Genomic DNA, 19715 nt, shown 5'->3' with positions numbered 1-19715 from the left:
GGAAGCCTATGACCTTTAAACTTCTCAACCAAGAAGAATTCATCCAGCATACCTCAGCTAGCTCCCAACGCTCTTTTATGCAGACTGTGGAAATGGCAGAGCTTCTGAGCAAGCGTGGCTTCAGCACCCAGTATGTCGGCTACACTGACCCGCAGGGACAGGTCGTGGTGTCAGCTGTCCTCTATAGTATGCCTATGACTGGCGGCCTTCATATGGAAATCAACTGCGGCCCTGTCTCTACCGATGCTCAATACTTGACTCCCTTCTATCAAGCTTTGCAGGCTTACGCTAAAAAAGAAGGCGCTCTAGAGCTCATCATCAAGCCCTACGAGACTTATCAGACCTTTGACAGCAATGGCCAGCCCACATCTGATGAAAAAGTCGAGCTTATCCAGCAACTGACTGATTTGGGCTTTGACTTTGACGGCTTACAGACAGGCTATCCAGGCGGGGAGCCTGATTGGCATTATGTCAAAGACCTAACTGATCTGACAGAGAAAGACTTGCTCAAATCCTTCAGTAAAAATGGCAAGGCGACCGTCAAAAAGGCGAATACCTTTGGCATCAAGCTAAAAAGGCTAGAACGTGACCAACTCAGCGTTTTCAAAGACATCACAGCTGCTACTTCTGACCGGCGGGAATATGATGACAAGCCACTAGACTACTATCAAGATTTTTATGATAGCTTTGGTCAGCAAGCAGACTTTATGACAGCCAGTCTCAACTTCAAGGACTATCTTCAGAACTTACAAAAAGACCAAGAGAAACTGGGCCAGAAAATCCAGAAACTGCAGGCGGACTTGGAAAAAAATCCTCAATCTGAAAAGAAGCAAAACCAGCTGCGAGAGCTTTCCAGTCAGTTTGATAGCTTTGAAACCCGCAAAGCTGAAGCCCAAGAATTGATTGACAAGTACGGCGACCAAGACCAAATTCTGGCTGCCAGCCTCTTTATCTATACTCCTCAGGAAGCAACCTATCTTTTCAGTGGCTCCTATCCTGAGTTTAATAAATTCTACGCCCCTGCCCTGCTGCAGGAATACGTTATGACCGAAAGCATCAAGAGAGGCATTCCATTTTACAATTTCCTCGGCATTATGGGAATTTTCGACGGTTCTGACGGTGTTCTGCGCTTCAAACAGAACTTCAACGGCTTCATCGTCCGAAAAATGGGAACTTTCCGTTATTATCCTAACCCTCTCAAATTTAAGCTACTTCAGCTCATAAAGAAAATTCTAAGACGTTAAAAGAGAGTGGGACAGAAATCGGTAATTCGTTAGAATTCGATTTCGTCGTCCCACCTCCGCACAGTTGAGTAGGGCTGTAAAAGCTGATGAAATCAGCGTAGTAGAGCCCACTAAACCACTGCGTCTTGCTTGACAATCCAAAGACAATTGAGAGGCTAGGACTTTTGTCCCAGCCTCTTTTGTATGTTTATTTATAACGAGGTGTCGCAAAACCACGGATATTTCCATGACCGATGCGGTAAGTATTGCGTTTAACTACGTTATTGCTGTTGCCTTCAATCGTGTGAATGATGCCATTTTCTACTTTTTCGACAATACCGATATGATCAGCCCAGCCATCATTTTGCTGGGTATCTTTGTCCCAGTTAAAGGTGATAATATCGCCTGCGCTAGGAGTCGAATTGCCATCTTCATTCCAGATACCTAGTCTTTGGAAAATATGAATATGACGCTCTACGCCACACTCGCGGCCGATAAGATCGCTCAAGCCCTCTCTTTGGAAAATAACTGTAGTAAAAATGTCGCACCAGTCATCCGTGTTCTTCACAGCATAGCCAACTGGCAGCGGTCTGACACTGTTATAATCGTTGACCAAGCGCTGATGCTCAGCACTGCCTCCCCTGACACCTACCATAGCAGCTGCCGCTGCAAGAACACGGTCTCGCTGACTAGCTGCCTGAGGACGGTTTACAGAGATAGAGGTCTTTTCTCCACCAGCTCCCTGCAGCTGATTTTGATTATTTAAGTAATACAAGTGAACATTGTACTCACCTGCATTATTCTTATGGTCACGCGCATATACATGCTTACGATAAGTACCGTCAGCCTGACGATCCGCTGTGTACCATTGGACATCATCTTGGCCATTCGCTTCTGACCAAGTCGGCAGGTAAACTGTCTTGAGACCTTCTGGTGCCACAATGCCTGATACTACAATATCAAAATCTCCAGTGTCACTATTCTTATTTTGAATACTGATTTTACCCTGTGGCTTACTGATTGACACATTGGTCTTGATGCCACCTGCTCCTGCTAGCTTGCCATCATTTTGGACATAGTAGAGATGTACATTATATTCGCCCTGAACGTTGTTATGGTCGCTCGCACGAACTCGCTTCTTATAGGTACCATCCGGCTGACGTTCTGCGTTGTACCACTTGATATCATCCTGACCATTGGCCTCTGACCAAGTTGGCAGGGAAACAGTCTTGAGACCGCCTGGAGATACAATATCTGAAACCACAATATCAAAATCGCCAGTTTCGCTGTTACGATTTTGGATACTGATTTTGCCCTGTGGTTTAACTGCTGACACATTGGTTGTAGTACCACCAACACCGACTAACTGCCCGTCGTTACGGACATAGTAAAGATGGATATGATACTTACCAACTGAGTCTTTATGTTTACTAGATTCAACAGTAACTTTATAGGTACCATTAGCCTGCTGAGTAGCTGTATACCAAATAATATCATCTTGACCGTTAGCTTCAGACCAAACCGGAACACTGACAGCAGACACTTCATAAGGGGCAGAAACGTTTGAAATCACAACATCAAAACTGCCGTTGACATTATTCTTATTTTGAATACTGATGTTGCCCTTCGGCTTGCCTAGAGAAACATTAGTCTTGATGCCGCCAGCACCAACCAGCTTGCCATCATTTTGCACATAGTAGAGATGAATATTGTACTCGCCCTCAACATCTTTGTGATCACTCACACGGACTCGCTTACGATAGGTACCATCCGGCTGACGTTCTGCGTTGTACCACTTGATATCATCTTGACCATTGACCTCTGACCAGGTTGGCAAGGAAACATTCTTAAGACCGCCTGGCGATACGATATCTGAAACTACAATATCAAAATCGCCAGTTTCGCTGTTGCGATTCTGGATGCTGATTTTCCCCTGCGGCTTACTGATAGTCGAATTGGTCTTGATGCCGCCTGCTCCTACTAGTTTGCCATCATTTTGCACATAGTAGAGATGCACATTATATTCGCCTTGGACATTGTTATGGTCGCTCAGACGAACTCGTTTACGATAAGTGCCATCAGCCTGATGTTCTGCGTCATACCATTTGATGTCATCTTGGCCATTGGCCTCTGACCAAGTTGGCAATGATACGCTTTTGAGACCGCCTGGAGAGACGATTCCTGAAACCACAATATCAAAATCGCCAGTTTCGCTATTGCGATTCTGAATACTGATTTTGCCTTGAACTTTTGGTTTTTCTATAGAAATAGTCGTTTTAGTGCCGCCCACACCGACCAAGCGGCCATCATTCTGCACATAGTAAAGGTGCACATTGTACTCACCCTCAACATTTTTGTGATCGCTCAGACGGACACGCTTACGATAGGTGCCATCAGCTTGACGCTCAGCGTTGTACCATTTGATATCATCTTGGCCGTTAGCCTCAGACCAAGTTGGCAGGGAAACTTCCTTCAGACCGTCCGGAGATGAAATACCTGAAACCACAATATCAAAATCGCCAGTTTCTTTGTTTAGATTTTGAATACTGATGGTGCCCTTAGGTTTACCAAGAGAAACGGTCGTTTTAGTGCCGCTTACACCAACCAAGCGGCCGTCATTTTGAACATAGTAGAGATGGACATTGTACTCGCCCTGCACATTATTGTGATCGCTTATGCGCACCCGCTTCCGATAGGTGCCGTCAGCCTGACGTTCAGCAGTATACCATTTGATATCATCTTGGCCGTTGGCCTCTGACCAAGTCGGCAGAGAAACAGTCTTGAGACCGCCCGGAGATGAGATACCTGAAACTACAATATCGAAATCACCAGTTTCGCTGTTGCGATTCTGAATGCTAATTTTACCCTGTGGCTTGATGACAGATACATTGGTTGTAGTACCGCCGACACCGACTAATTGACCGTCGTTGCGGACATAGTAGAGATGGACATTGTACTTGCCAACTGAATCCTTATGTCTGCTAGAATCAACAGAAACTTTATAAGTACCATTGGCCTGCTGAGTGGCTGTGTACCAGATAATATCGTCTTGACCATTAGCTTCAGACCACACTGGAACACTAACAACAGACACTCCATAAGGAGCAGAAACGTTTGAAATCACAACATCAAAGCTTCCGTTGATATTATTCTTATTCTGAATACTTATGTTACCCTTTAAAGGCTGATTAGCAAGAGCAGACTGCTGGGTAAATCTCCCAGTGTAATCAACGCTATGGTCAAATACATGCTTGCCAGCTAACAGCTGAGCCTGAGCTGTAAACTGCCATGCTCCAGCGCCACTGTTGTATTTGAGAGATTTAGCTCCATCAAGATTTAAATTAGAAGACGGATACTGGGCCACCCAGAAGTTGCTATAGCCAAATTGCGATGTATTAACCGGTCCCTTGCTGCGAAGATTATTTTGATCCAGCCAGCTGGCGCTAGTATAATACATTAGGTTAGAATAACCCTGTCTGCGCATCTCATCCGCCCAAGCTTGGGTATGCTGGTTGATCCCATTTTGCATTTTAGGATCTTCCATGTCATTCACCATGACTGTATTTTTAGGCAGACCTAGTCTATTAGCAAAGGCAGCGTAATAACGAGCTTCAGCTCTCGCTTCTTCATCGTTAGTATAGTGCGAGAAGGCATAGGTCGATACTTGTAAACCAGCACCCTGCGCATTTCTCACTTGAGACTCGGCAAATGGATTGGTGTAATGGGTTCCTTCTGTCAGTTTGACAACGACACCTCCAACCCCTTGCTGGGCTAATTTACGATAGTCGTCTACGCTGATATGGCCATTGTGGCTGCTGACATCTACAAAGGAAGTACCTTTAATCTCCGCTTGGGAATTCCCACGGGCTGCCTGAGCCTTTGACCCAGCATTATAAAATACATTTTTTCCAGCATTATTAGCTTTTGGTGCTGATGCTACCGCAGGACTGGCCTTGGGCTCTGAGGAAGTAGCAGAATCTGCAACAGAAGAGCTTGCTTTTGCTGACTGATCAGCTGCAGTTTCATTCTGACTAGAAGCATTTGCTTCCGACTGAGTTTGCCCTTCTGGCTTAGCAGGTGCCACCTGGGTTTCTACAGTGGCTGATTGAGCTCCTCCTACAGACTCAACAGCTGTTCCTACAGCATTCGTTGCTTGCTCCTCTTGCTTAACCGCTTGAACTGACTGTTCTGCAGATGATACTGCTACAGTCGGCTGATTAGACACTTGTGATGCAGCCGCATTGACTGCTTGATTCTGGGAACTAACAGACCTTTCTGTTTTTAAAACTTCTGACTCAGCGATCGTATGTTCCTCAGCTTTTGCAACATTGGCAGTCGCTGCCAGCAAAATAGCCGTACTCGCTAAATAAACTAATTCTTTCGATTTCAACTTTTCTCTCCAACTTTTAAAAAACTTGTCACCTTTGGGAGGACAAGTCTTTTTTCAACATTTTTTTATTTTACAAAATCAAGCAATGCCAAGAAGCTTTCAGCTTCAAGTGATGCACCACCAACAAGAGCACCGTCAACATCTGGACAAGCCATGTAAGACGCAACATTTTCAGGTTTTACAGAACCACCGTACTGAACGCGAACCTTGTCTGCTACTTCTTGACCAAAGTCAGCTGCAACAACATCACGAACTGCTTTACACATCTTTTGAGCGTCGTCTTGAGTTGCTGACTTACCAGTACCAATAGCCCAGATTGGCTCATACGCGATAACCAATGATGCAACTTGCTCAGCTGTCAAGTCTTTCAAAGCAGCTGATACTTGAGCACCAACGAAATCTACTGCTTTACCAGCTTCGTAAGTTTCTAGCGACTCACCACAGCAGATGATTGGCACCAGACCATTGCGGAAGATAGCATGCGCTTTTTTGTTGATGTCTTGGTCTGTTTCATGGAAATAATCGCGGCGTTCTGAGTGACCGATAACAATGTAGTCAACTCCAACTTCTGCAAGAACTTTAGGGCTGTTTTCACCAGTGAAAGCACCTGCATCTTCAAAGTAAGCATTTTGCGCTGCAACCTTAAGATTGCTTCCTTTAGCTGCTGCCAAAACAGTTGTCAAATCAAGTGCTGGAGCAGCGATACCAGCTTCTACTAAATCTGAAGAAGGTAGCTTAGCAGCAACTGCTTCTACAAAAGCCTTTGCTTCTTCAGGATTTTTGTTCATTTTCCAGTTACCAGCAATAAATGGTTTACGTGACATATTCACACACCTCTTCTATTTTATTTATAGTAACATTGTAACACAGTTGCATGAAATAATAAAGGTTATCCACAGAATTTCATCAAATTGAAACATCTTTATTTTAAGGGATAAGATCTGTGGAAAATTTTTCTCATTATTATCATTTTCCATTCGGATCTTCAAGCCAGCTCTTTCTCCACCAGAGCATGCACCTGAAAATCACTTCTTCAGTCTGCTAGAAAAAAAAAACAGAACCTAGTCTGAGACTAAGTTCTGTCGCTTTTATCAACTTCAAAGAGAATCACTGTTTCTTCTCTTGTTTGTAAAACTCTTTTAAGGCATCCTGCCAAGTCGGAATGACAAAGCCTGTCGCTTTAGCCTTGGTCAGACTCATAGTTGAGTTGAAAGGCCGCTTAGCCTTGGCTGGGAACTTGCTGGAATCAACCGGTTGGACTTCCACATCTGTATCTTTAAGAATTTCCACTGCAAAGTCATACCAAGTGGTGTCCTCTGCAGCGTCATTAGACAGATGGTAGTAACCAAATTCCTTTTGATTTTCAGCCAGATGAGTCATAAACTCAGCCAGCGTACGAGTCCAAGTCGGACGGCCATGCTGGTCATTGACTACAGTCAAAGCTTTGTGCGTCTTGGCAAGATTTTGCATGGTAAAAACAAAGTTTTTACCGTAGTTACCAAAGACCCAGGCAGCACGGATAATATAGAAACGGCTGGAATATTTCTCAACCAGCTCCTCACCCATACGCTTGGTACGGCCATACTCAGTCTGCGGATCTGGACGGTCATCTACTTCCCACTCCTCACCGACAGGCTTTTGGCCGTCAAAGACATAGTCTGTCGAGATGTAGACCAAGGTTGCTCCGTGTGCTTCTGCTGCTTTTGCCACATTTTCTGTACCGGTCACATTGATGGCATAGTCCAGCTCTTTTCCTTCGTCCTCAGCAGCATCAACAGCTGTATAGGCTGCGCAGTGATAGACCAAGCTTGGCTTGACTTCCGCAAAAACCTTGTCCACCATTTGGGCATTGGTAATATCCATTTCTGCCACATCAACAGCCACATACTCCTCATTGCGCTCATCCAAAAGATAGCGGAGCTCTGTACCCAGCTGTCCATTTGCACCTGTAATTAAAATCATTTGTCTTTCCTTTCACATCATAAACATTCAATAAGTTTATTATAACAAAAAAAGCAGAAAAAATCTGCTTGGTCGAATCATACCTCTAGTCTTTTTTAGGAAATAAAATCTCATACTTTTTACACTCCATATATAAATGATGCAACATTATGCAAGTGATAATCAGAAAACTTAGCATCATTTTAAATTGACTGTATAAACTTTAACAATGCATAATCATATTAAAATGAATCTTTTCTTTATTTCTCTCTTAGAAAGATTCTACTTCATGATAACAAATAATTCATTATTTTTAAGATAAATATTATATAACTTTGTTTCTTCAAGTAATGTATAGTTTTCACTACTAAAATCTATATTAGCAATATCGATTAATTTGAAATCGACGTTTAAATTCGTTATGCTATTAAATCTCAATGTCATATCCCAAGAAACATTTGTATTTGGCATAATCAAACTTTTTAACATTGGATAAACAGAAGCTGTATTGCTAAATACTGGCGAATCAGAAAGAAAGCGATTCACATTAATAACTGTTTTTTCGGGTGTAATGTACTTGTTTAGAGAGGAAGCTAGCAATATGCTCTGCGCTTTGAACATTTCATTTTGTTGTTTTAAACTGCTTACATAAGTAAAAGAGAAAGATAAGAAATAAAAAACTAATAATCCCGAGACGAAGGACTTCCCTCTACGTAGAATTTTACTCTTTTCAACGCACTCTAAGCTAACAATTAAGATAATCGCTAAAAAAATTCCGAAACCATATTCATATCTTGGTCTCATAAGATAATAAGGATTAGACAAAATCAAATAAGTTCCATAACTAAATACACTTCCTAAACTTAGCCAAATCAGCATGTAAATAAAGTTTAAAAGGAATTTAGTACTGGATAAGCGAATCACACTGATAGTTAAGAGAAATATAGCAATTATCGTTAATAAAACCCAGATAGTTGAACTTTGAAAAAATATATTGTTCAAATATCCTGTAGCATTCACCCCAATTATTTTAATTATCTCTAATCCCTTTGGAATATCAGCTTGATCAGCAAAAATAGGAGGCTTTATAAAAAGTTGTATACGATATAAAAGCAAACCAACTACATAAGACAAGATAGAAATAACAATTTTAGGAATTTTATCTTTAAAATAACTTCCTTGCAATAATTCTAAAAATACTAGCGTCATGGTTACAATAATGTACACTCCTGAAGAAGCTTGGTATGAATTGCACATTAAGAATATACCAACAACTGACATAACTCCAAATATTTTTTTATTATCCCAGAAAATAAATGGAATGATAGAAACTAATATACTTAAAGTCATAAAAGGATTGTCAAATCTAAAACTTAATGGCTCTAAAAACCACGGATTAATCCCTATAATAGTTGAAACAGATGCTGTTATAAAAGAAATCTTTTTATTGGGATATAAGACAAATAATAAAATTAAGCTCGCTAAAGTTAAAAAACAAGCTGACAGAATATTTGAAGTCAAACCCAATTCTGTCAGATGATCCCCACCTTGTATTAAACGAGCGGAATACTCACTTAAATATCTTGAATAATGTTCAGAGAATTTTGAATAGCCTTGTAATTGTCTTCCAATATCATCAATATAGGGATACTCAGCTAAACCGATATTAATATTGACTACTGAATAAATAATAAAAATAACTAGGGCAGACGATTTATTTAAAAGAAGATAGTTTTTAAAATCAGAAAAACGTTTCTGGAAAATCATTTACTCTTCTCCTTAATCACATAAATCGGCCGATGCTTGGTTTCCATAAAGATTTTACCAATGTATTTGCCTAGGATACCGATGGTCAGCAGCTGGAAGCCGCCGATAAGGAGAATGACAGTCATAAGGGACGGCCAACCCGATGTCGGGTCACCAAAAACCAAGGTGCGAATAATAATCACTGCCATCAGGATGAAGGCTAAAATCCAAGACAGGATACCTCCTAAAAAGGCGATATTGAGCGGCGCATCAGAGAAATTGACGATGCCTTCCAAAGAATAGTTGAAAAGAGACCAGAAATTCCAAGAGGTCTTGCCAGCTACTCGTTCGACATTTCTGTATTCCAAGTACTCGGTATTGAAGCCAACCCAGGCAAAAATTCCCTTGGAAAAGCGATTGTACTCTGAAACTTCCAGAATGGCTTCTACCATCTGGCGTCGCATCAGTCGAAAGTCACGCGCACCATCTACCATCTCTACCTGACTAATCTTGTTAATCAGCTTATAGAACAAATTGGCAAAAAAGCTTCGTATAGGCGGCTCTCCCTCGCGAGTAGTCCGACGAGTCCCCACACAGTCCAACTCAGGATTCGAGTCCAGCAAAGCCTTCATCTCAATCAGGAGCTCTGGCGGATCCTGCAAGTCTACATCCATGACCGTCACAAAATCCCCACTCGCCTCTTGCAAACCAGCATAGAGGGCTGCTTCTTTCCCGAAATTACGAGAAAAGGACAGATAGTGCACATCTGGACAGCGACTACTGAGCTCTCGCAAAACAGCCAAGGTCCGGTCCGTCGATCCGTCATTGACAAAAATATATTCGAACTGGTCACGGATTTGATATTTGACCGCTTCCATGGCTTTATGAAACAGAGGAATAGACTCTTCTTCATTGAAACACGGAACAATCACCGAAATTGTCATTTTAATCTCCTACTATTTTATATATTTCATCCTATTATAACAAAAAACTAGGCGAAATGCACTGCACCCCAAAAGTTAGACACAAAAAAATCTAGCTTTTGGGGGTGCAGCTTATTTCCAACCTAGTTTTATTCTTATTGCTTAGTCTAGAGGCCTTGAAAATTATATAGATTCCAAGGCGATTCTCAAATCTTCTATCAAGTCATCCACATTTTCAAGACCGATAGAGAGACGGATTTGATTTGGTGTAATGCCTGCTGCCAGCTGATCTTCTGGCGACATCTGACCATGAGTCGTCGTAGCTGGATGGACAACCAAGGACTTAGCATCTGCTACATTGGCCAAGTCAGAGAAAATCTCCAGGCTGTCAATAACCTTACGAGCTTCTTTCTCCCCACCTTTGACATTAAAGGTGAAGATAGAGCCCACGCCTTTAGGGAAATATTTTTCTGCCAAAGCATGATATGGACTGTCAGCAAGCTTGGGATAATTGACCTGCTCGACCTTAGGATGCCCTGCTAGGAAATCTACAATCTTCTCCGCATTGGACACATGGCGCTCTACGCGCAAAGAGAGAGTTTCCAAGCCCTGCAAGAAGAGAAAGGCATTGAAGGGGGACATGGCTGCGCCCGTATCTCGCAAGAGCTGAGTCCGGACAGCAGTAACAAAGGCTGCTGCTCCGACATCGCGCGTATAACTGATATCATGATAGCTAGGATCTGGATCCACAAACTGTGGAAACTTGCCAGAAGCTTCCCAGTCGAAACGACCGCTATCCACAATTACACCACCGATGCTGGTTCCGTGACCTCCGATAAACTTGGTCGCAGAATGTACCGCAATGTCCACTCCATGAGAAAAAACATTGATCAGATAAGGAGTGGCAAAAGTATTGTCGGAAATCAGCGGAATCTTATGAGCATGAACCAGCTCTGCCAAAGCTTCAAAGTCAGGAATATTAATCAGAGGATTGCCCAAACTTTCAATCAGAACCAGTTTGGTATTGTCCTGAATGGCTGCTTCTACTTCAGCCAGATTTTCAATATCAACAAAAGTCGTGGTAATGCCATAGCGAGGCAGGGTTTCCTTGAGCAGATTAAAAGTACCACCGTAGATGGTAGAGGCTGCCACTACATGGTCGCCAGCATGCGCCAAAGCTAAAATTGTATAGGTAAGGGCTGCCATACCAGAAGCTGTTGCTAGAGCTCCGACTCCACCCTCCAAAGCCGCAATCCGCTCCTCAAAAGCAGACAGGGTCGGATTGGTAATCCGAGTGTAGATATTGCCAGGCTTGCGTAGGGCAAAAAGATCTTCTCCCTCCTGAGTATCGTCAAACACATAGGAAGTTGTCTGGTAAATAGGCAGAGCCCGCGACTTGGTTGTCGGGTCCACTGTCTGTCCAGCATGAAGCTGCAGAGTTTCAAATTTAAATTCACGTGTCATAAGGTCACCTCACTATAGTTATGTGATAAGTCTACCACTAAACGCCCCGCTTGACTAATAGAATTTCCTTATCAAAAGAAATAAAGAGAAGCTATATCTTATAGCTTCTCGGTTATAATCTCAAAAGTCGCTTGATTGCTGGGCCAGTACAGCTGCGACGAAACTTTGTCTAAAGCTACCCACTGAGCTCCTACATGCTCATCAGAAATCTGGATTTCCTTCTGTTCTGTCAGAACTAGAAAGAGATTTTTGTGGATGGTCAGATGTTCATCAATCTTTACTGTGAAATTTCCAAGACCTGTCAGACTTGAACAAGCTAAGACCAAGCCGGTCTCTTCTTTTATTTCACGAAGGCAGGCCTCTTCTGGGCTCTCACCACTCTCAATCCCACCAGTAATGGGCTGCCAAAAGGAAACTTTCTCATTCTCAACTTTCAAGAGCAAGATTTCTCGTTCCTCTGGATGATAGATCCAGGCTTCAATTGACTGTCTTATCATGATTTTTTCTCAATCGGCGCTATGCTGGCCAGCACTTTCTTCAGACCAACTTCTGGGAAATTGATCTTAAGCTCTTGACTATTTCCGCTGCCAGAGACTGCCAGAACCGTCCCATCGCCCCATTTCTTATGGTGGGCAATATCTCCGATAGCCCAAGCAACTTCTGGCTTAGATGGCTGGCTTTGACCGCCCTTTCCAAAAGGCAGACTGCCTGTAGAAATCGAACTGGGAGCCGCCTGACGCTTCCGCTCCTGCAGGGCTTGAGCCAGACTCATGCCCTGACCGAATTTGCTAGTATCGCTATTGGTATAGCTGACCTTAAAGGAGCTATTTGCCGGTCGAGCCAGTCCCTGATAGTCAAGCAAGTCTGAGCTGATTTCTCTCAAGAAGCGGGTCGGCTGATTATAGTTGGTTTTACCATAAAGCATACGGGAATTGGCATTAGTCAGATAGAGAACCTTTTCTGCTCGGGTAATGCCGACATAGGCCAGACGCCGCTCTTCTTCTAACTCATCCTCATCTTCAGATGCCCGACTTAGAGGGAAGACATTTTCCTCCATACCAACCAGAAAGACGACCGGAAATTCCAATCCCTTGGCTGCATGGAGGGTCATCAGAGTCACTTCGGAACTCTCCTGATCTCCGTCATCTGTGTCTGCAATCAAGGCTAAGTCATTAAGAAAACGGCTGAGCTTGTCAAGACCAGACTCATCAGCAGGATTGTCTGGACTTTCGTCAAAGTTCTTGGTTACAGACAGGAATTCTTCGATATTTTCAATCCGTGCTTGGCTTTCCAAGGTTGCCTGGGCTGCCAAGGCCGCAGAATAGCCTGTCTTTTCCAATACGGCTTCTACTAGCTCAGTCACTGTATAATCATCCAGGCGCTCCCGCAAATCGAGAAGCATATTGGCAAAATCATAGACCGCCTGAGCCGCCTTGCCCTTGACCGGTGACAGCAGGATATTGGCCGATGCATCCAGTAAAGAGATTTCCTGACTGGACGCAAAATCCCGAATTTTCTCCACTGTTCCTGGTCCGACACCACGCTTGGGCTCATTGACCACGCGCTCATAGCTGATATTGTCGCTAGGATTGGCGATGAGATTGAGATAAGAAATAACATCCCGGATTTCCTTGCGGCTGTAGAACTTGGTTCCACCGACCATGGTATAGGGAATATTGGACTTGAGCAGGGCTTCCTCCACCGTCCGGGACTGGGCATTGGTCCGGTAAAGAACTGCAAAATCCTTATGGCTATAGCCTTCTCGGCTCAACTGATCAATAGTTCGAGCGACAAAGAGAGCTTCGTCCTGCTCATCATTAGCCCGATAGTAGACAATTTCCTCACCGTCTTCGTTTTGAGTCCAGAGATTTTTAGGACGGCGGTTGCGGTTGTTTCGGATGACTTCATTAGCCGCCTGAAGAATGGTCTTAGTCGAGCGATAGTTTTCCTCAAGCAGGACTACCTTAGCTTCTGGATAATCCTTTTCAAAGTCCAGGATATTCTGCATATCTGCTCCCCGCCAGCCATAGATAGACTGGTCAGCATCTCCGACCACGCAGATATTCTTAAAGCGCGAAGCCAAGAGCTTGACTAGCTGGTACTGGGCATGGTTGGTATCCTGATACTCGTCTACATGGATATATTGATAACGCTTCTGGTAGTAGGTCAGGACATCTGGATTTTGGTCAAAAAGGCGCAAGGTCAGCATAATCAAATCGTCAAAGTCCATGGCCTCGGACTGGCGCAATTCCTTTTGATAAGCCGTGTAGCACTTGGCCACAATCTCTGTATACATATCACCAGCTAGATTCGCATAGGCCACCTCATCAATCAGGTCATTTTTAGCATTGGAAATGGTCCCCAGAATGGCGCGCTCATTCCACTTTTTAGGGTCCAGATTGAGATTTTTAAGAATTCGCTTCATCAGAGTCCGCTGCTCACCCGGATCAACGATGGTGAAGTTGCGGTTGTAGCCAATATGATCTGCTTCTCTCCGCAGGATTCGCACACACATGGAGTGGAAGGTAGCAATTAAGCAATCTTGAGCTTCCGTTTTAAGTTTTTCAGCCCGTTCTCTCATCTCCCGCGCCGCCTTATTGGTAAAGGTAATGGCAAGGATATTCCAAGGATTAACCATCTTCTCATCAATCAAATAGGCAATACGGTGGGTCAGGACACGGGTCTTACCCGAACCAGCTCCCGCCATTATCAGCAAAGGTCCTTCTGTTGTCTGAACCGCCTCAGCCTGACGGTCATTCATACCGTTTAATAAAGGATGCATTTTTCTTCCTCTTTCAAAGTCAATGCTACTATTATACCAAAAATCCTGATGAAGCTAAACCAGAAAGAAGAGGAATTTCTGATTTTAGATTAGATTTTAGGCAAAGTCATTTAAGTCGCCCTAAGCCCGACGGAAATTGAAAACCAGGTCTATTTTTGCTATAATATGCCCATATGAGACTTAAAGCATCTGTCCATAGATGACATTTTTTCTCAAGTCTCTTTTCCATTCTGCTGCCCCACTTAGAAAGAAAGGCTGTCATGAAAAATCCTAGTAACAATCTGAAACTAGCGGAGAGAGGAGCCATCCTGTCCATCGCTACTTATCTGATTCTCTCAGCGGTCAAGATTATCGCAGGCTCGACCCTCCAGTCCTCCAGTCTGACGGCCGATGGCTTCAATAATGTCTCTGATATCGTGGCTAATATCGCCGTTCTAATCGGCCTGCGTATGGCCAGAAAACCAGCCGACCGTGACCATCGCTTCGGCCACTGGAAAATAGAAGATCTGGCCAGTCTCATCACATCTTTCATCATGTTTTTCGTTGGATTTGATGTCTTGATAGAAACCATTCAGAAGATCATCTCCAACCAAGAAGCCAAGATTGACCCAGTTGGTGCCGTGGTCGGAATCATCTCGGCAATCATTATGTTGGTTGTTTATTTTTACAATAAAACACTGGCTAAAAAAGCTCACTCCAAGGCTCTGGATGCTGCAGCCAAGGACAACCTGTCAGACGCTGTAACTTCTATCGGGACTTCAATCGCTATCATTGCCAGCGCCTTTAAATTCCCAATCGTTGATAAGCTGGCAGCCATTGTCATTACCTTCTTCATTCTCAAGACAGCCTATGATATCTTTATGGAATCTTCCTTCAGCCTGTCCGACGGATTTGATGAAAGCCTGCTCCAAGACTATAAGCAAGCTATCCTGGAAATTCCTAAAATCACTCAGGTCAAGTCACAGCGCGGCCGGACCTATGGCAGTAATATCTATTTAGATATTATCTTGGAAATGAACCCAGATTTATCTGTTTTTGAAAGCCATGAGATTGCGGATCAAGTTGAGGATATGCTTATGGAGCGCTTCGGAGTCTTTGACATTGACATTCATATTGAGCCTGCTCCTATTCCCGAAGATGAGATGTTGGACAATCTTTACCCAACCTTGCTCATGCGTGAGCAGCTCGTGGAGCAAGGCAGCCAACTGGATACACTTCTGTCAGCAGAATTTCTCTATATTTCCCAAGATGGCCGACAGCTGAACAAGGCTGAATTTCAGGTAGAAAGAGCCTCAAAAACACCTATCAAAAACTTTGAACTCCTCTCTGTCAGCCAGAAAACCAAACTCATCCGCTATGAAATGGACGGTGTTATCCATACCAGCCTCTGGCGCCGCCACGAAGTATGGCAAAACATCTTTCACCAAGAGACACGAAAAAACCAGTCTGATGATTAAGTCAGTCTGGCTTTTTCTTTGCAACACATCCTTCATTTCCCCGTATAATAAATAACAGTAATGCAATCTAGACTTTGCAAATTTGTTGGTTTCTCTTTAGCTTTCAGGCCGTCTTTTTCAGGATTGTCAGACAAATAATAGTTGTCATAGATATCATCTAGGTCGGTATAAATCTTTATCTTATCATTAACAAGTAAAGCAGCATATCTTGCCTGTCCAAAAGGCTTTCTTGAAATCTTTGTAAATTCAATTTTTTCAACATTTTCATAGTGATTCAGTAAAAATAAAGCCAGACCCTCTTCCTGATTGCGCACCTTTACTTCTTCCTCAGTCGTCAGCCAAGCATTTTCTCCAGAATAAATAACATCCGTCTCACCCGTATCTTTAAAATTTGTGACCTTCTCTTTCTTTTTCAGACGAAAAGTCAATTCTGTCGAATCAGTGTGAGAGCTATCATTTATATTATAGTTTTCATCTTTTGAGTCCAAAGAAACATGTGGGATATAACTGGTGTCATTTACTATGAGACTAACGGAATCCTCTTTCCATAAATTTCCCTTGGAAAATTCATCAAATTCAATTTTTTGAACATCTTCATAATGATTAATGATATAAAGTGCAAGCTTTTGCTCTTTCTTATGAAGCTCAGTCATTTCTGTATCTGACATCCATATTTTTTCACCATCTCTATTTATTATGCTGCTACATGCAGTCAGAAAAATCAGTGCAAGTATAGCCAAAAATAATAATTTTTTCTTTCTTGACTTCAAGAGCAGTCTCCTTTAACGGTCTTTTGATATTAGTATACCACATCAGGACAAGTATCTTTATGTTTACTTGTAACTTTAAAGTTGATTTTCAAAGAAAAAAACCAAGACTTGCCCTGCCTTGGTTGAAAATAGACTTCAATTTACTTATTTTTAATAAAACCAAATTCATTAAGAGGTGAGAGTCGGAACTCCACCACTCCCTTGATTTGACTGGCTTTGATGAGTCCAAATTCTCGGCTGTCCTTGGTATTTTCACGTCGGTCATTAAGAATCAGATAAGAATCTTTAGTAATTTTATCAGACTTTGAGTCTTTTAAATCCATAATAGAGAAATCATGAGTATAGTAACCCGAACTTCCTGCTGAAGCCAAATATTTCTCGCGCATTTTCTCAATGTATTCTTCCGACATGACCTGGCCGTTCAGGTAAAGGAGATCATCCATATAGGTTACCTGATCTTTTTCTTGGGCAATGACCCGGCCGACATAGTCTTTACCGTCCACTTCATAGAGGACAAAGTCTCCACGCTTGATGTCTTGCTTTCTCGTCGCCAAGACCAAGTCATTCTTTGCCACATAAGCATTGCTGTCTTGTTCAGTCACCCGATAAGGCGTATAAATAAAAACTCTCAACCCTATAATGATAGCTGCTAGAACTGAAAAAATAATGACATTTCTTAATAAATCTCTCTTTAACATCTGTCTCTCCCATCTCTTTTATACCATTATATCATTTTTAGACAAAATAGACAAAGGGACAATCTTATTTCAAAAATCAAAACGCTGACGTGTCCTTCTTCCCACACAAGATAATGATCATCACTTCGACAAGAGAAAAAACCGATGATTTTTCAATCAACGGTTCTTTTTTATTATCTTAGATTAACGTACTGTACGGGTGTGTCTCGCTATTCGCCTAAAAAGATAGAATAGCGTTAAAACGCATTAAATAAGCGTATAAAGAGATAAAACTATCTATGTTTTTTGTCATAAAAATACAAAAGTTTTAAACTTATGCCCCCTTTTTGCCCCTTGAGCAAACAAAAAAGCCCCGACCAATCGGCCAGGGCAGTGTATTATTTAAAAGTGTCTTATAAAGGAGCTAACTCCTTTCTGTTCTTATCCGTGAGCTTTTGAAAAGCGAAGGAAGTCATCATCTCCCAGCTCAACGATAGCGAAACCTAATCTATCTTTCATGCTGTTTACTGACTTGATGTCGGACAATCCAACGTATTTCCCGCCTACGAAAACTCCGTATCCATATTTTTTGCTAGTTACGATAAATTCTTTCATTAGTTTTAAATCCTCCAAATTTTTGATTACGATATCTGCTTTTGGCGCATCAAATGGCAATTCAAACCAGCCGAGCATTTGCTGTGCTGGTGCTTGCCAGTTGACATAGCTAAATGTGCCGTCGCTAGATAGATTGCGAATAACCTTGCGTGTCCATCCGCCATTGTAAAGAGCATCGGCATTACTATCGATGTTCTGCTCAATCGTCGTGATTGTGCCGTCCGGATTGTTTGCCACCACGAATCCGATATGTCCGAACTCGTGATATGGCAAGCAGTTTGATACAAACACAGCGCCTACAGGCGGGTTATTAGAGCCGTTAAAGCGTGTTACTTTAAGACCGAGATTTGCAGCCCGGTCTAAGCAATCAATAGCGTTGACATAGCTAAAATTAAGCTTGTATAGCCCTTGATATTGCAAAATGTTGTCAATAAGACTAACGCATTGCCCTCCGTATGGATTTGTAGGAGCTTCCATGCGCTGATTGACTACACTTTCCAGCTTATCAAGCAGTTGTTTTTGAGTCGTCAAAAGACCACCCCCTTATTAGTCTTGTTTAGGTTCTGTATAGTTCAGCGCATCAGCACTGTCACCAAAACCTTTAGTTGTAGGGTCTGGAATGATGTTTAGGATATTAACGATAGTCAGCCCTACAAGGTAAGGGTTATTGACGAATTTTACAAGCAGAGAGCCTACAGCGTTCCAACTTGTCAAATCTTCAAACTTGATGCCGAAATACGCCAATACAGGCAGTGCCAAAGCTAGGATAAGACGTAGGTAAAATTGACGGTTTTTAGAATTAAACCGTACTTTCCAGTTGATTTTGTTCATGATTTAACTTCCTTTCTTTTCGATCATGATTTTTAGTTCTTTGACATCTTCTGTCAAATTCTTGATTTGCTCTGTCATGGCGACAAGAGCTTGGTTCTGCTTGTCGTGGTCGTCCAAGCGCCGAGTGTGGTCTTTCGTCTGCTGCTCCAAAAAGCCTAAGCGCAATTCCAGTGAGTTGATTTTGGTTGCTTGCTCAATGCCTTTAGCACGCAGAATATTATAAAAACCGTAGACTGTGATGATAAAACCGCCCACGGTCATTAACAGCTGGTACTCTGGTTTCAAATAATAATCACCCCCTTTCTAGCTAATTGCTGATATTTGGCAGTACGATAGTCCATGCCCCAGATTTCAGCATGTCCTCTGCAGACTGGCCTGTGTAGTTGTAGCCGGTCATGCCAGTATATTTGACAATCGTCCGTGTTCCCTTTTGCCACTTTGGATTGGTATCGTAAGGATAGTTAATAGTGACAAACGTTGGCCCTGTGTATCTCTTGCCGTTGACTGGTGCATCAATCTTCTGCGCTAGTGCTGTGTAACTATTGATGTCAAGCCCACCAGAAATACCAAGAGCGATGTAAGTGACAAGCTCGAGCAGTTCTTTAAGCTCTGCACGCTGCAGAGTAGCTTCTTGCTCTTTCTTGTCTGCTTCCTGGAATTTCTTCTTGATTTCCTCGTCCTGCTCTTTCTTAGCACGGTCTGGGAAATTCTCTTGATAGACGACTTCTAGGGCTTTCTTTTCCAGTTCCTCGACTGGTAGGTCAATGGCTTCTTTTGGAAGCAATACTGGATAGAAAGCGCCCTCTGCATTCGTCAGAATGACATGAGTACCCTCTACTTCGTTGTTGGATGAAGAGTAAATCCAACTCTTGCGATTAAAATTTAGTTTAGACATA

General features: G+C 42.6%; 16 protein-coding genes. 2 read left to right on the top strand and 14 right to left on the bottom strand.

The window, feature by feature from the left end; translation table 11 throughout:
- Positions 1–8: 8 nt before the first annotated feature.
- Complete coding sequence (locus tag K1J09_RS08940) at positions 9–1244, top strand: aminoacyltransferase (RefSeq protein ID WP_223323867.1); 1236 nt, start codon at positions 9–11, stop codon at positions 1242–1244.
- 187 nt (positions 1245–1431) lie between these two features.
- Here the strand turns inward: K1J09_RS08940 and K1J09_RS08935 are convergent, their stop codons facing one another.
- The 8 genes from K1J09_RS08935 to pcrA form a co-directional block, all read right to left on the bottom strand.
- Positions 1432–5613: a GBS Bsp-like repeat-containing protein gene (locus tag K1J09_RS08935; protein ID WP_223323868.1), complete on the bottom strand. Its 4182-nt coding sequence runs from the start codon at positions 5611–5613 to the stop codon at positions 1432–1434.
- 65 nt (positions 5614–5678) lie between these two features.
- A complete protein-coding gene (gene tpiA / locus K1J09_RS08930; RefSeq protein WP_002900651.1) occupies positions 5679–6437 on the bottom strand; it encodes a triose-phosphate isomerase in 759 nt (252 codons plus the stop codon).
- Positions 6438–6720: 283 nt separating this feature from the next.
- Complete coding sequence (rfbD, locus tag K1J09_RS08925; protein WP_223323869.1) at positions 6721–7575, bottom strand: dTDP-4-dehydrorhamnose reductase; 855 nt, start codon at positions 7573–7575, stop codon at positions 6721–6723.
- Between the two features lie 261 nt (positions 7576–7836).
- On the bottom strand, positions 7837–9321 hold the full coding sequence (locus K1J09_RS08920) for a glucosyltransferase domain-containing protein (protein WP_002895908.1): 1485 nt from the start codon (positions 9319–9321) through the stop codon (positions 7837–7839).
- Entirely contained in the window at positions 9318–10244 is a 927-nt protein-coding gene (locus K1J09_RS08915) for a glycosyltransferase family 2 protein (protein WP_223323870.1), read from the bottom strand. The genes K1J09_RS08920 and K1J09_RS08915 overlap by 4 nt, the downstream gene beginning before the upstream one ends.
- A 162-nt stretch (positions 10245–10406) precedes the next feature.
- Positions 10407–11687 carry an O-acetylhomoserine aminocarboxypropyltransferase/cysteine synthase family protein gene (locus K1J09_RS08910; RefSeq protein WP_223323871.1) on the bottom strand — a complete coding sequence of 427 codons (1281 nt, stop codon included), beginning with the start codon at positions 11685–11687 and terminating at the stop codon, positions 10407–10409.
- A 98-nt stretch (positions 11688–11785) separates the two neighbouring features.
- Positions 11786–12184, bottom strand: a complete 399-nt coding sequence (locus tag K1J09_RS08905) for an NUDIX hydrolase (protein WP_223323872.1) — start codon at positions 12182–12184, stop codon at positions 11786–11788.
- Positions 12181–14469 (bottom strand): DNA helicase PcrA, encoded by a 2289-nt coding sequence (gene pcrA / locus K1J09_RS08900; protein WP_223323873.1) that lies wholly within the window; start codon positions 14467–14469, stop codon positions 12181–12183. The genes K1J09_RS08905 and pcrA overlap by 4 nt, the downstream gene beginning before the upstream one ends.
- Before the next feature lie 260 nt (positions 14470–14729).
- Here pcrA and K1J09_RS08895 point away from each other — a divergent pair, with 260 nt between their 5' ends.
- The gene (locus tag K1J09_RS08895; protein ID WP_223323874.1) at positions 14730–15926 is read left to right on the top strand and encodes a cation diffusion facilitator family transporter; all 1197 of its coding nucleotides are present in this window, start codon (positions 14730–14732) and stop codon (positions 15924–15926) included.
- A 32-nt stretch (positions 15927–15958) separates the two neighbouring features.
- Here K1J09_RS08895 and K1J09_RS08890 read toward each other — a convergent pair whose 3' ends face one another.
- From K1J09_RS08890 to K1J09_RS08865, 6 genes are all read right to left on the bottom strand, one after another.
- Positions 15959–16696 (bottom strand): hydrolase, encoded by a 738-nt coding sequence (locus K1J09_RS08890; RefSeq protein WP_223323875.1) that lies wholly within the window; start codon positions 16694–16696, stop codon positions 15959–15961.
- A gap of 140 nt (positions 16697–16836) precedes the next feature.
- Positions 16837–17394: a signal peptidase I gene (gene lepB, locus K1J09_RS08885; protein ID WP_125331455.1), complete on the bottom strand. Its 558-nt coding sequence runs from the start codon at positions 17392–17394 to the stop codon at positions 16837–16839.
- Between the two features lie 420 nt (positions 17395–17814).
- A complete protein-coding gene (locus K1J09_RS08880; RefSeq protein WP_223324061.1) occupies positions 17815–18465 on the bottom strand; it encodes a CHAP domain-containing protein in 651 nt (216 codons plus the stop codon).
- A 69-nt stretch (positions 18466–18534) separates the two neighbouring features.
- Positions 18535–18819, bottom strand: coding sequence for a phage holin (locus K1J09_RS08875; protein ID WP_223324016.1), 285 nt, complete (start codon positions 18817–18819; stop codon positions 18535–18537).
- Between the two features lie 3 nt (positions 18820–18822).
- Positions 18823–19104 (bottom strand): DUF7365 family protein, encoded by a 282-nt coding sequence (locus tag K1J09_RS08870; protein ID WP_223324017.1) that lies wholly within the window; start codon positions 19102–19104, stop codon positions 18823–18825.
- Positions 19105–19126: 22 nt separating this feature from the next.
- A complete protein-coding gene (locus K1J09_RS08865) occupies positions 19127–19714 on the bottom strand; it encodes a DUF1366 domain-containing protein (RefSeq protein ID WP_223324018.1) in 588 nt (195 codons plus the stop codon).
- Between the last annotated feature and the right edge of the window lies 1 nt (position 19715).

It is taken from the genome of Streptococcus sanguinis (assembly GCF_019928825.1).
GTDB lineage: Bacteria > Bacillota > Bacilli > Lactobacillales > Streptococcaceae > Streptococcus > Streptococcus sanguinis_L.
This window is presented reverse-complemented; position numbering and strand designations above follow the sequence as displayed.